Annotated in this window: 12 protein-coding genes and 2 pseudogenes; 10 read left to right on the plus strand and 4 right to left on the minus strand. The window is 70.4% G+C overall.

What is annotated here, in order from left to right; genetic code table 11:
* Positions 1-102: 102 nt before the first annotated feature.
* Positions 103-1,521: an FG-GAP-like repeat-containing protein gene (locus tag OG788_RS43200; RefSeq protein ID WP_406376348.1), complete on the plus strand. Its 1,419-nt coding sequence runs from the start codon at positions 103-105 to the stop codon at positions 1,519-1,521.
* Positions 1,522-1,756: 235 nt separating this feature from the next.
* Complete coding sequence (locus OG788_RS43205) at positions 1,757-2,728, plus strand: hypothetical protein (protein ID WP_406376349.1); 972 nt, start codon at positions 1,757-1,759, stop codon at positions 2,726-2,728.
* 112 nt (positions 2,729-2,840) lie between these two features.
* Here OG788_RS43205 and OG788_RS43210 read toward each other — a convergent pair whose 3' ends face one another.
* Positions 2,841-3,500, minus strand: coding sequence for an SMI1/KNR4 family protein (locus OG788_RS43210; RefSeq protein WP_406376350.1), 660 nt, complete (start codon positions 3,498-3,500; stop codon positions 2,841-2,843).
* 380 nt (positions 3,501-3,880) lie between these two features.
* On the opposite strand from OG788_RS43210, the gene dacB reads away from it, so the two are divergent.
* The gene (gene dacB, locus OG788_RS43215; RefSeq protein ID WP_406376351.1) at positions 3,881-5,515 is read left to right on the plus strand and encodes a D-alanyl-D-alanine carboxypeptidase/D-alanyl-D-alanine-endopeptidase; all 1,635 of its coding nucleotides are present in this window, start codon (positions 3,881-3,883) and stop codon (positions 5,513-5,515) included.
* Between the two features lie 283 nt (positions 5,516-5,798).
* On the opposite strand, the gene OG788_RS43220 is transcribed toward dacB, so the two are convergent.
* The 3 genes and pseudogenes from OG788_RS43220 to OG788_RS43230 all read right to left on the minus strand — a co-directional run.
* Positions 5,799-6,695, minus strand: a complete 897-nt coding sequence (locus OG788_RS43220) for an NAD-dependent protein deacetylase (RefSeq protein ID WP_406376352.1) — start codon at positions 6,693-6,695, stop codon at positions 5,799-5,801.
* 193 nt (positions 6,696-6,888) lie between these two features.
* Positions 6,889-7,119 carry a DUF6332 family protein gene (locus OG788_RS43225; protein WP_406376353.1) on the minus strand — a complete coding sequence of 77 codons (231 nt, stop codon included), beginning with the start codon at positions 7,117-7,119 and terminating at the stop codon, positions 6,889-6,891.
* A gap of 228 nt (positions 7,120-7,347) precedes the next feature.
* Positions 7,348-7,449, minus strand: a pseudogene (locus OG788_RS43230) (aminoglycoside phosphotransferase family protein); the annotation flags it as partial.
* Between the two features lie 108 nt (positions 7,450-7,557).
* On the opposite strand from OG788_RS43230, the gene OG788_RS43235 reads away from it, so the two are divergent.
* The 7 genes and pseudogenes from OG788_RS43235 (at position 7,558) to OG788_RS43265 (ending at position 12,076) form a co-directional block, all read left to right on the plus strand.
* Entirely contained in the window at positions 7,558-7,956 is a 399-nt protein-coding gene (locus tag OG788_RS43235; RefSeq protein ID WP_406376354.1) for a hypothetical protein, read from the plus strand.
* Positions 7,839-9,005, plus strand: a pseudogene (locus OG788_RS43240) (MFS transporter); the annotation flags it as partial. The gene OG788_RS43235 and the pseudogene OG788_RS43240, both read left to right, overlap by 118 nt.
* 229 nt (positions 9,006-9,234) lie before the next feature.
* Positions 9,235-9,615 (plus strand): VOC family protein, encoded by a 381-nt coding sequence (locus tag OG788_RS43245; protein WP_351542467.1) that lies wholly within the window; start codon positions 9,235-9,237, stop codon positions 9,613-9,615.
* A gap of 164 nt (positions 9,616-9,779) precedes the next feature.
* Complete coding sequence (locus OG788_RS43250; RefSeq protein WP_406376355.1) at positions 9,780-10,136, plus strand: hypothetical protein; 357 nt, start codon at positions 9,780-9,782, stop codon at positions 10,134-10,136.
* A 120-nt stretch (positions 10,137-10,256) separates the two neighbouring features.
* Positions 10,257-10,763 (plus strand): DUF6584 family protein, encoded by a 507-nt coding sequence (locus OG788_RS43255; RefSeq protein WP_406376356.1) that lies wholly within the window; start codon positions 10,257-10,259, stop codon positions 10,761-10,763.
* Between the two features lie 160 nt (positions 10,764-10,923).
* Entirely contained in the window at positions 10,924-11,523 is a 600-nt protein-coding gene (locus OG788_RS43260) for a DinB family protein (RefSeq protein WP_406376996.1), read from the plus strand.
* 115 nt (positions 11,524-11,638) lie between these two features.
* Positions 11,639-12,076, plus strand: coding sequence for a cytidine deaminase (locus OG788_RS43265; protein ID WP_406376357.1), 438 nt, complete (start codon positions 11,639-11,641; stop codon positions 12,074-12,076).
* The last annotated feature ends 60 nt before the right edge of the window (positions 12,077-12,136 follow it).

The raw sequence follows: 12,136 nt of genomic DNA on the forward strand, positions 1-12,136 counted from the left end.
ATGTGCCCCACGGGTCTGCTGTGGTGACGGTACGGCGTATACCGCCCGGACCGTACGCGTATCGGCGTAACCGCATGAGGACGACACAGGAGTGTGAACGGTATGGGACGGCGACGGATCCTCGCGGCATGTGCGACGGCGCTGGCGGTAACGGGCGGGGGCTTGGGCCTGATGCCCGCGCAGGCGGCGCCCGGCAGCGGGTCGGCAGCCGCCCGCGCCGGTGACCTCGACGGTGACGGTTTCGGGGACCTCGCGGTCGGCTCGCCGGAGGGGACGATCGCCGGGTTCTCGAAGGCCGGCTATGTCTCGGTGGTGTACGGCACCGCGCAGGGCGTCCGCACCACTCGCCACAAGGGCATAACCCAGCGCACGGCGGGCATTCCCGGCACCCCCGAGACGGGCGACCGGTTCGGGTCCGCCGTGGCCGTCGGGGACGTGGACGGCGACGGGTACGCGGACCTCGTCATCGGCTCGGGCGGCGAGGCGATCGGTTCCGTCAAGGGCGCCGGCTCGGTGACGGTGGTCTTCGGTGCGAAGGGCGGAGTGAGCGGCGACGCGATCGCGTTCCACGCACCCACGCCGACGGCCCGTCAGGCCTTCGGCAACAGGCTGGCCGTCGGCGACTTCGACCACGACGGCCGCGACGACATCGCGGTCGCGGCCGGCACGAAGGTGCAGGTGGTGAAGGGCGCTGCCAAGCTCCGCGACACGGCGAAGCCCGCCATGAAGTCCTACACCCCGCCCGGCGGCGGCGCCGGCACCGGACAGATCGCGGCCGCCGACGTGAACGGCGACGGGTACACCGACCTCGCCACTGTCGCCTACTTCGACGACCCGGCGGACGAGGGCACTCTCGGCGTTCTCGCCGGCTCGGCGCAGGGCCTCACCGGCAGGTCGCTGGGCAAGACAGGTCTGCCCTTCGCCGGATACAGCATCGTCGCCGGTGATGTCACCGGCGACGGCAAGGGCGACATCGTCGTGGACACCGGCTTCTCGGACGGCCCGGACGACTTCCTGCTCCGGATGTTCCCGGGCACCGCCTCGGGCCTCGGCGCGGGCGTGCCCTACGGCGGCCCGGCGCAGCCCGGCCGAGCCGCCACCCTCGCCGACCTCGACGGCGACGGCCACGCCGACCTGGTCACCTCCGACACCAGCGCCGTCGACCCGGACGGCTTCAACAACGCGGGCGCGGTGACGGTCGTACCGGGCACGGGGGCCGGCCTCGACGCGGCGCACGCGCGCACGATCACCCTGGCCACGCCCGGCGTGACCGGCGCGAGCGAGGGCAACGACCTCTTCGGCGCGGCCGTGGCGGCGGGCGACTACGACGCGGACGGAACCGCCGACCTCACCGTCGGCGCCCCGGGCAAGTACCTCGGCACCGGTGCGGTCAGCGTCATCCCCGGCTCGGCCGACGGGCCCACCGGAACGGGGTCCATCCTCTTCACCCCCGAGAGTCTGGACCACCCCGCAGCAAAGGCGCGCTTCGGAACGGCTCTGGGCGCGACCACCCGACCCTGACCAGGAGTACCTCGGCCCCGGCCGACGCACGTCGTCGGCCGGGGCCCAAGTCCCGTACGCAGTCGCTCGCTCCCCAACTCCCGCCGTGCCACGCGTGTTTGTCACCCGCCGCGGCTGCGTCACACCGCCCTCCTTGCCGGCGGACGCGGCTTGCTGCGCCCCCGCTTGGTGCGAACGCGGACGGCCTACAGTGTGAGGCGCTTGTCCCGCATCCACTGAGCGAGGAGCATCAGGCGTGAACGTCGAGATCCCGCCGGACGTCAGCGACACCGCCTCCCAGCTCGGGGCCGGTGTTCCCTACGCGCTGAAGGTCCTGGCCGGTCGGCTGGCCGACGACCCTGACATGGGCCGGCCTTCGGGCTTGCCCGGCATCCTTGACGTGACGGTCGACGGCGACTTGTTCGAGGACTGCCCCCACCTGTCCGTCGGCTACATCCGTGAGCCGGACCGGATCGAGATTCGCTTCCTGAGGCCGGTCCGCTCGACCGAGCCGTCCACCGATGCCGATGCCGATGCCGATGTCGAGGCCCATGACCCGGAGCAGGGACGCGACCAGGAGCGGCCTGCCGACCCCGCCACCGCGGCGATCACCGTACGGGAGACAGTGGACGCCTGGCACCGCATCACCCGCTGGCTCCAGCACAACGCCCCCGATTCCTACGCTGCACTCCGCGCCGGCGCCGGCCCCGGCACCATAGCCGCCCTGGAAGGCGACCTCGGCATTCGGATACCCGTCGAGCTGTGCGCTCTCTGGCTGTTGACCGCGGGCGACGACGGGGCCAAGGGCTGGGGATGTCTCCCGGGCAATCGGACCTTGATGCCCCTGGACGCCGTGGCCGCCTTCCACCGGCAGATGATGGACTCGCAGGCCCACGAAGACACCTTGAACGCCGGCCGCCCTGACGGCGACCGCATCACCGTGTGGAAGCCCACCTGGATTCCGGTTGTCTCCTACGGCGCTTCTGACCGCACCTCGGGTTTGTACCTGGACGCCACGACCGGCTACCTGGGCAGCTGGTCCCGCTACGGCGAACCCCCGGGCGAAGAACTCGACACGCTCGTCACCTATCTCGAAGAGGCTGCCGACATGCTCGAAGCCCCGGCCCTGGCCACCCGGGACAAGCCCGGCCTGATCGGTGAAGCGCTGGTGTGGCTCAGCGGGGTCACCCCCGCGCAGGAAGACCGGTGGCAGTCCCTGGCCTCGTGACCATGCGCGGGGAGGGGGCCGGACTCGTGGATCGGGTTCGCTGGAGGGGCGACGAAGTGCTGTCGTACCAGAGCCCGCATGCTCGCCGACGTGGAGTACACCGCGGGCGCGCCTACCGGGGGCGGCGGATTCTCAGCCGTCGAGCCAGGCCCCTGAAACGATCTCGAGGGAATGGATCCGCGCTGAGGGGAATGACTGGGGCCGGTGGACTGGACGGCCCCCAGCCCGGCGGCAGCAGGGCCCACGAACCGTGTTCGAGCCACTCGCTGAACCGCACCGGTGGGGCGCCACCGACGTGGTCCAGGGACAGCGGGACGATCAGGTCACAGGTGGCCCGTCCGTCCCACCACATCGTCCCGGCCAGGGGGCCGGTCAGCGCCAGCAGCGTGGAGAAACCGCACCCGTGCTCCTGCACGACGACGGCACCAGCCGTCTTCAAGTCCTCGAACCTGCCTGCCTCGTCGTCCCAGGCGTGCCAGGCGGCCAGATGCGCGGCCTCGTTCTCGAACGCCTCGGCCTGCGGCTCGCGTGCCGTCAGCTCGTCGTCGGCCTCGACGTAGGAGTCGGGATGGGGAAAGGGAAGGGCCAGCAGCGCCCGCCGGTCCTCACGGTTCCCCGCCCACCACCAACCGCGCCCGGATCGCTCCAGCCGGGACAGCGCCCCACCCGCGCTCACCCCACTCAGATAGGCGCGGTAGGACTCGGGAAAGGACACACCGAGCTCCCGTTCGGCCTCTGCGATCTCGCTCTCGATGAGGGGCGGTTCTGTCATGGGACGAGCGTAGGTCACCTCTGGCCGGAGTCCTCATGGTGCGGTTGTGGGGCGGGCCTTAGCTCGGCACCGTGCGCTGCCCACGAGGGTGGTCGGATCACCGACGAGCGCGTCGGCGATCTCCGTGTCGATGACCTCGCCGTCCCCCGCTCGCTCCGCGGCCCGACATCGTCACCCGCTACGACAAGGCCCCCGAAAGCCACGTCGCCGGACTCCACTTCGCGCCTCCACGATCCGGATCGACGACCTCCCGGATCCGGGCAATTGATCGCGACCTCACAGAGGGCCTGGGCCGGACGCGGGCGGGGAGGCGGCCGGGCGAGTGAACGGGCGGGTGAACGGGGGGTGGGTCGGGAAGCCGGTGCGGTATGTGTGCGGCCGTGTTCCACAAAAAACAGCAGAATCAGCAGGCCGGGCCGACCGGGCCGGGCCGCCGGTTTCGGCGCGGGTGGGTCGGCGCCGTCGCGGCCGTGGTCACCGGCGCCTTGACCATGGGCGTCGCGGGCCCGACGGGCCCGCACGGCGGCGGCCTCAGCCCCGACATCACCGCCATCATGAACAAGCCGGCCTACAAGCACGCCCAGTGGGGGCTGCTGGAGATGGACAACAGGACCGGCCGGGTCATCCACTCGCAGCATCCGGACCAGTTCTTCATCCCCGGGTCGACGGCCAAACTGGTCAGCGTCTCCGGTGCCTGGAACGCCCTGGGCGGTGACCACCGGTTCACCACCCCCGTCCAGGCGGTCGGCCGCCGCGACGGCCCGGTGCTGAACGGCAATCTCGTGCTCGTCGGGAAGGGCGATCTGACCATGGGCGGCCGGACCGCACCCGACGGTTCGGTGTCGTACACCACGATCGACCACACCTACGCCAACAACGTCCCCGGGGCGACCCTCACCCCGGAGAACCCGCTCGCCGGGCTCAACCACATCGCCCGTCAGGTACGCCGCTCCGGCATCACCGAAGTGCGCGGGAACCTGGCCGTCGACACCCGGCTGTTCACCTCCTACGCGGCACTCGATCCGACGCCGACCCCGTTGATCATCAACGACAACGTCATCGACCTGCTGTCCACCCCGACCGCCCCCGGCCGGCCCGCGCGGCTCAGCTGGCGTCCCCAGGTCGCGCCCTACCGGGTGACCTCGACCGTGCGGACGGTCGCGGCGGGCGGGACCACGGACATCCAGGTGTCCGCCTCCCCCGACGGAACCCGGATCAAGCTGTCGGGCACGATCGCCGCCGACGCGCAGCCGGCGCTGCGCATCTCGAACGTCCAGGACCCGGCGGCCTTCGGGCGCACCGCGCTGATCGAGGCGCTCGCCCGGGCAGGCGTCAGGGTGACCGCTCGACCGACCGGTTCCAATCCGGCCGACCTCGTACCGCGGTCGTACGCGGGTACGCAGCGCGTCGCCGCGTACGTCTCGCCGGTCTACGCCCAGTACGCCAAGCTCATCTTCAAGGTCAGCCACAACCTCGGCGCGAACCTCGCGATCTGCCTGATGGCCGTCACCGCGGGCAGCCACCAGTGCATCGACGGCTTCCCCGTCCTGAACCGCTTCCTGCGCAAGGCCGGGGTCGACCCGACGCAGGTGCAGCTCCTCGACGGCCGCGGCGGCGATCCCGTCGACCGGGTGACCCCGCGGGCGGAGAACGAACTGCTGCACTACTGGCAGGGAACTCCGGGCGCGGACCGATTCCGCGAGGCCCAGCCGATCCTCGGCGTCGACGGCCTGCTGGCCTTCGTCTGCGACGGCGAACCCACCTGCCCCGGCAAGGGCAAGGTGTGGGCGAAGACCGGTACGGTCGCCGGCCTCGACGCCCTCAACGAACGGCTGGCGGTCGGCGCGGAAACCATCGGCGGCTACCTCGACGCCGGCCACGGACGCCTGCACACCTTCTACCTCGCGGTGAACGGGGCGTCCACCCCGGACATCCAGGGCGTCATCGACATCGGCGACGACCTGGCCCGTATCGCCGGACTGCTGCAGGAGCAGGCCGCAGGCCACTCCCACTGATCCTCCCTCCGACCCGAAGGGCCCCGACCGCACCCAGCGGCCGGGGCCCTCCCGCGACCGCCCGCCGCTGTTCGTCCTGCCCGGGGGCCAGGCCGCCGCCGGCCCGCAGCTCACCCCCTGCTGGAGAAGATCAGGATCCGCGCTCCCGTCGTCCTTCATCTGCCTTCGTCTGCGCTCCCCGACGATCTGGGCCGAAGACGACCGGAAGGGCAGGCTGCGCCTGACCATCGGTGCCCATGACAGCGGGAGCGTAGCGGGGGCCGCCCCATGGCGTCCGACGCCCTCAGGCCGCCGCATCGTCGAGAGGGATGTCCAGCCGGTCGGCCACGGTGGTGAGGGCCCTGCCCAGGGGGAGCGCGACCCGGGTGACGGCGTGCTGGTCGCCCCGGGTCGGGTCCCGGTTGACGATCAGCACCGGCTTCCCGGCCTGGGCGGCCTGGCGGACGAACCGGAGCCCGGACATCACCGTCAGCGAGGACCCCAGTACCAGCAGCGAGGTCGCCTCCCGGACCAGCCCGCGGCAGTGCTCGACCCGCGAGGGCGGAACGGTTTCGCCGAAGAACACGACGTCCGGTTTGAGGATGCCGCCGCATGCGGTGCAGGGCACCACGCGGAAGTCCCCGACCTGTTCATCGGTGAGGTCGGCGTCACCGTCCGGGTTGATGGCGGCGGTCACCGGGTCGAAGCCCGGATTGGCCTCCTCCAGCCGCGCGGCGAGTTCGCGGCGCGGGGTGGAGGCGCCGCAGGAAAGGCAGACGACCCGGTCCAGGCCTCCATGGAGTTCCACGACGCCCTCGCTGCCGACGGCCTGGTGCAGACCGTCGACGTTCTGGGTGATCACCCCCGAGAGCAGGCCGTGCCGCCCGAACGCGGCCACCGCCCGATGCCCGTCGTTGGGGCGGGCGCGGCCGAAAGTTCGCCAGCCGAGGTGGCTGCGAGCCCAGTACCGTCGCCGGGCCCCCGCGCTTGCGGTGAAGTCCTGGTAGGTCATCGGGGTGTGCCGGCTCAGGCTTCCGCCCTCGCCCCGGTAGTCGGGGATGCCCGACTCCGTGGAGATGCCCGCCCCGCTGAGGACCAGCACCCCGCCGGTGCTCAGCGCGTCGGCGACCGGCTCCAGATCCGTGGTGCCCGGCGGCAGGTCCTCGGTGGGAGTCCAGTGCAGAGTGGGGCGCATGCGCATGCCGCCAGGGTACGGACTCGACGCACGCGGCGCGGAGCGGCACCCTCGCCTCCGCTGGAGGAGCTCTGCGCCGGTCACCGACTCCAGGAGCCGGAAGGATCGCCGGCAGGCCGCGTCCGCGTGCGGGAATGCGAGGCATGAAGGGCATGAAGGACATGAGGGGCATTCGGAGCATGAGCGCAGGGAGCGGAAGTCAACAGCGCCACAAGCCCGTGATCAGCCTGGCCAGGAACGTTGCTGCTCCGGCACCTTTGGCGCCTATCACTACGGCGCGTCGTGCATCGCCGTGGACCATGTCAAACAGCAACGCGGGGCTCGCCACCACCAGAAAGGCGGCCCCAGCGAGGATCACGGCGGAAATGGCGACGTACATCGACTCGACGGTGACCTCGTCCTTCTGCGCCTGGGTCCTCTGCTCCCCCATGCAGGCAGTATGCCCATACGGGGTGTCCGCAATCGGTACATCCACGCGCAGATCCGGGCAGTGGCAGCGAGTACTAGCGCGGACCCTGCTTCTGCGAACTCGCTTGGTGAGTACGGTTGTTGAGAAATGCGGAGGTGGCAGGAGACTCCAACGGCGGGACATGTCCGGCCTCCGGATCGCGGGCTCCGGGGGAGCACCGGGCTTTACGGAGGCTGGGAGCAACGGGCCTTACGGAAGCGGGGCCAATGCCTCCCGCAGATTGTGTTCGGCGATGCCTCGCATGAACTCGCGGTCAGGAAAGTCGCCATCGAGGAGTCGGAGGGGGCCTGCCTCCTGTCACGGCGGCCGCAGAGGCGACACGGCATCGCCCGTCGCCCCCCCGGGAGCACGCCAGGCCGAGCGCGTACCCGTGGCCGCCGGCGGCCATAGGGTGGCGTGATGTTCGATCGGTTGGAGATCGCGGTGCTGCCGCCAGGGCCACGCTTCCCGGCCCAGCTTCGCTTCTGGGTCAACGGCAAGGACGTTGTGGAACAGGCAGTCGGCGCTGGGGGCCGCGGACCGTTCGCCGCACAGGCGTTGCCCTTTGATCTCCCCAGCACGCTACGGGCGACACGCGAGCCGCGCCGCGTGCAGTTGGGCGAGCCGGAGTGCACCGGAGGGTGCTGCGGCTTCCTCTCCTTGGTCGTGCAGCGCACCGCAAACGTCGTCCAGTGGTCGGACTGGCAGGTTCCCGACTCGGGGGCCCGGCCACTGGAGTTCGACTTCGACGCGAGCGAGTACGACGCGGAGGTGGCCCGCGCCGGCGCAGACTTCTGGCGACGGTTCGCGGCTCACTGATCGATTCAGCTGGTGCGGCACCTGGGCGAATCGGCATCGTGGTGGGCCTGGTGTGCATGCCCGCGGTGGGCCGATGGCTGGACCGCGGCGCACGCACGGTCGTGGCAGCGGCGATGCTCGTGCGGGTCCTGGGCGTCGCGCTGCTGCTGGCCACCCCGACAGGGCACGCCCAGTTGTTCGCGACGGCCGCGCTCTTCCTCGGCATCGGCAACCAGGCCTGGCCGGCCGCCCACGCGGCTCTCGTCGCCACGGTCGCCCACGGCCGGGAACGCGATGCCGCTCTCGCGGCGGGCCGCGCCCTGCGCAACGCCGGCCTGGGCGCGGGCGCGCTCCTCGCCACCGCCTGCCTTGCCGGCGGCACCACCGCGTTGCGGGCGCTGGCGGCCGTCACCGGGCTCGCCTATCTCACTGCGGCGACCCTGGCATGGTCGGTCCACCTGCACGCGGATCCGGTTGTGGCCCCGGCCAAGGACAGGGACGACGGACCCGCACCCCGGATGCGCGCACTGCTGGCGGCCAACGTTGTACACGTCTTCTGCCTCAACGTCCCCGAAATCGCGGTCCCTCTGGTCCTGGTGACGCAGCTGCACGCATCCCCGGCGTGGTCGGCGGCTGTCTTCGTGGCCAACACGGTGCTGGTGGTCACCCTTCAGGTTCCGGTCACCGTCCTGATGTTCCGCTTCACGCGGCGCACCGCGCTGGCTCTCGCCGGACTGGTCCTCACCGCGTCCTACCTCGGCTTCCTCGCGGCCACCTCCCTGGGGCACGGCTGGGGTGCCCCGGCCGTCGCCACGGTGTCCGTGGTCTGCACGATCGGCGAGATCATCTAGGCCGGCAGCGCCACCGCGCTCGTCACCGGCCTCGCCCCCGCCCATGCCGTGGGACGCGTGCTCGCCCGCTTCGAGCTCTCCACCGGCTTCGGCCTCGCCATCTCCCCGGCGGTCATCACCGCTCTCGCACCCCGCGGCTCGGCCGCCCTCTGGGGAAGCCTCGCCGCCGCGACGCTCCTCTCCGCCTCCGCCGTTGTCATCGAGAAGGATCGAGGAAGGCGGCTCAGCGGTTCGCTGCGCCGGGCGCGAGCCGCGACCTCCCGGTGTAGGGAGTGGCTGGAGCACCGTCAAGGAGCGGGTCCTGCCGTATTGCCAGGTGTAGTTGGCGAAATCGACTCGACCCCGCATGACTCGCCCGGTACGGTCACGATCCGGTTCTCACTGCAGGGTGCCCATGAGATGTGTGTGGCCACCCTGGCAGTCCCCACGCTGAGAGTAGGTTTCGTCAATGGCATGCCGTATCAGTGAGCTCGTGCTCAAGTGCCACGACCCTGAGGTGCTGGCGCGGTTCTGGTGCGAGGTCCTGGACTTCGTCGAACTCGAGCGCGAAGCGGAGGGCTGTATCGAGATCGGTCCGCGCGAAGGGTTCGGCGGCGCGCAGCCGACGATCTTCCTCATCCGCGACGACGAGCCCAAGAACGGGCATGCCCGGCTGCACATCGACGTCAACCCCACCGACCGCGACCAGGACGCCGAGCTCGAGCGCCTCCTGGCCGCCGGAGCCAAACCCGTTGACATCGGTCAGCCCGCGGACGCGTCCTGGCACGTCCTCGCCGATCCGGAGGGCAACGAGTTCTGCCTCCTCAAGCGCCGCCTCGACCCGCTCTGACGGTCGTCGCCCGAACGATCGACGCGGTCGCCACCCGCGGCCGCGCACAAGATCTGGGAACCAACCTGTAACGGGGGTCGCACGAGCACGCCTCACGAGCCCCTCCAGTCCTTCCGGTTCTCCCGGCTGCAGCCATCAACAGGCGAGTGGTGAAGACTGGACAGATGCCTCACGATCCCGGCGGACTCCTGTTCATAGCGTTCGGTCTCGTACTTGTCGCTGCCGGTTTCGTCTGGAGGGGGCGTGTCCTGCGCCCCCTCTCGGCGAAACGAGCACAGGCGGCCGCGATCCGGGACCGTTCCAGAAGTCTGCTGCGTTCCGCGGACATGGCGATCGCCGAGGCCCGCCGCAGGGCTGCCCAGGGTGAACCGGCCATCGTCACGGTCGAGGACGTGACCAGGGTGGCGGGTCAGCACTATGGACACCTCTTCGTGGAGCGCGAAGAGGCAGCTGCCGCCCTCCGCCGGCGCTTTGAGGCCGCCGACTGCCGGGTGGACTGCATGACCGATGCCTTCAACTGACCGCCTGACCGCCTGACTGGCTGGTCGCCTGCTCGGCGCGTGCTTGATGCCAGGGGCCCGAAAACTGTCACCGACAAAACCAGGTCGACGGCGGTCACTGCGGTACCCGATCATGCGTTTATGCCGCTGAGAGACACCCTTTCCCGAGTCGATGCGGACCTCGCCGCCGGTCGGGTTCCCGTCGCGCGCCAGCGCCTGCGCGGGCTGGTGTCGTCCTTTCCGAACGACCTGATGCTTCGTCGCCGCCTGGCCGAGGTGTACCGAATGTACGGAGAGCCTGCCGAAGCGGGCCGCTGGACGTACCTCGACAAGGACCGGGACGCATCCGAGACCTCGGCCTTCGAGGCGAGATACCGCACCGCTCCGCAGCGCATGCGGGCTCTTGCCTGGCACGGCTCCGAGTCGCTTGCCGAATCTGCCTTTGCCAGACAGCAATTGGCAGCAATACGAGCAGCCTGCTCCGACGACGTGGGGCACCCCGTCGACTGGGACACGGTGCCGTCCAGCCGGGAGACAGACAACAGTGGCAGCGCTTTCGCCGGTTTCCTGGCGGCGGCCGGATGTCTGGTGGCCGTCCTCGCATTCCTCGCGATCTGGGTGAACGGGCTCGTTGCCCTTTTTGGCTGACTCAAGGCGTCGGGGCTGTGTCGGGGGCTGGGGAGACGCCGCCCAAGGTAGTGGTGCGACCGGCCGAGCCTTCCGTGAACAGGGCACGGGCGCGCAGGAGGACAAGGCAGGAGTGTGCGGCGGTGGCCGGCTGTCAGTGGCGGGTGGGAAACTGCCGGGCATGGTCGAATCGAATGCGAAAGCGGACCTTCTCCGGTACCTGCAGGATGCTCGCGATGCCTTGCTGTGGAAGCTGGAGGGTCTCTCCGAGTACGACATCCGCCGCCCTTTCACGCCGACCGGCACCAATTTGTTGGGGCTGGTCAAGCACGTCACGGGGGTGGAGTTGGCCTACTTCGGCGACACGTTCGGGCGGCCGTATTTCGACGCGGAGCCTCCGCAATGGTGGTACACGGAGGACGCCGAGTCGAACGCGGACATGTGGGCCACCGCGGACGAGTCGCGTGAACAGATCGTGGGGCTGTACCGGCAGGCATGGGAGCACACCAACAGCACGATCGAGACGCTGGCCCTGGACACGATCGGCCACGTTCCGTGGTGGCCCGAGGAACAACGAGAGGTGACCCTGCACCACGTCGCCGTTCGCGTGATCGCCGATACCCACCGGCACGCCGGCCACGCCGATGTCCTGCGCGAACTCATGGACGGGTCCGTCGGATGGTTGCAGGGCAAGGAGAATGTGCCGTCAGGCGATGAGGAATGGTGGAAGGAGTACCGGAGCCGATTGGAGCAGGTCGCGCGAGAGGTCGGCAACCGCTGAACCCGCCCGATCCCGGTGACTGCGGCGGTACTTCCCCGTCGGCGACCGGCGCCGGCTCTCTGTCGTCGACAGGGCCACCGTCCCCCGACCTGACCCTGCGAAGGTGGCAGAGAAGATGACAACACAGACCGACCGCGTCGACCACGAACTGATCCGGGCGGCGGCGCACGTCGCGGCCACACGCTGCCGGGGTGACAACCACACCATGGCGGCAGCGGCCCGCGTCCGAGGCGGCGGGATCATCACCGCGGTGAACGCCTATCACTTCACCGGCGGCCCCTGCGCGGAGCTCGTCCTGATCGGGACCGCTGCCGCCCAGGGCGCCTATGAGCTGGACATCATTGTCGCCGTGGGGGACCGCGACCGTGGGGTCGTGCCCCCATGTGGCCGCTGCCGCCAGGTACTTCTTGACTACTTCCCAGCACTCGAGGTCATTGTCGGGACGAAGGAAGGCCTCCGGATGGTGCCCGTCACCGACCTGCTTCCCGAAGGCTACGTCTGGGCGGACCATCAGCTCGCCACTGAGGAGAGCACACCGCTCGGCACGAGCTGACGCCGAGATGCGCGGGCTGGGAGCGGCCGCCGGCGAGAACAACTCGAGGAGCGCGCGGGG

This window comes from Streptomyces sp. NBC_00647 (assembly GCF_045207245.1).
Taxonomy (GTDB): Bacteria; Actinomycetota; Actinomycetes; order Streptomycetales; family Streptomycetaceae; genus Streptomyces.

What these genes read in the sequence shown, in the direction of transcription:
- OG788_RS43200 (WP_406376348.1), top strand. Translation starts at nt 103, where the DNA reads ATGGGACGGCGACGGATCCTCGCGGCATGTGCGACGGCGCTGGCGGTA.
- OG788_RS43210 (WP_406376350.1), bottom strand. Translation starts at nt 3,500, where the DNA reads ATGACAGAACCGCCCCTCATCGAGAGCGAGATCGCAGAGGCCGAACGG.
- OG788_RS43220 (WP_406376352.1), bottom strand. Translation starts at nt 6,695, where the DNA reads ATGCGCATGCGCCCCACTCTGCACTGGACTCCCACCGAGGACCTGCCG.
- OG788_RS43225 (WP_406376353.1), bottom strand. Translation starts at nt 7,119, where the DNA reads ATGGGGGAGCAGAGGACCCAGGCGCAGAAGGACGAGGTCACCGTCGAG.
- OG788_RS43235 (WP_406376354.1), top strand. Translation starts at nt 7,558, where the DNA reads ATGTTCGATCGGTTGGAGATCGCGGTGCTGCCGCCAGGGCCACGCTTC.
- OG788_RS43245 (WP_351542467.1), top strand. Translation starts at nt 9,235, where the DNA reads ATGGCATGCCGTATCAGTGAGCTCGTGCTCAAGTGCCACGACCCTGAG.
- OG788_RS43250 (WP_406376355.1), top strand. Translation starts at nt 9,780, where the DNA reads ATGCCTCACGATCCCGGCGGACTCCTGTTCATAGCGTTCGGTCTCGTA.
- OG788_RS43255 (WP_406376356.1), top strand. Translation starts at nt 10,257, where the DNA reads ATGCCGCTGAGAGACACCCTTTCCCGAGTCGATGCGGACCTCGCCGCC.
- OG788_RS43260 (WP_406376996.1), top strand. Translation starts at nt 10,924, where the DNA reads ATGGTCGAATCGAATGCGAAAGCGGACCTTCTCCGGTACCTGCAGGAT.
- OG788_RS43265 (WP_406376357.1), top strand. Translation starts at nt 11,639, where the DNA reads ATGACAACACAGACCGACCGCGTCGACCACGAACTGATCCGGGCGGCG.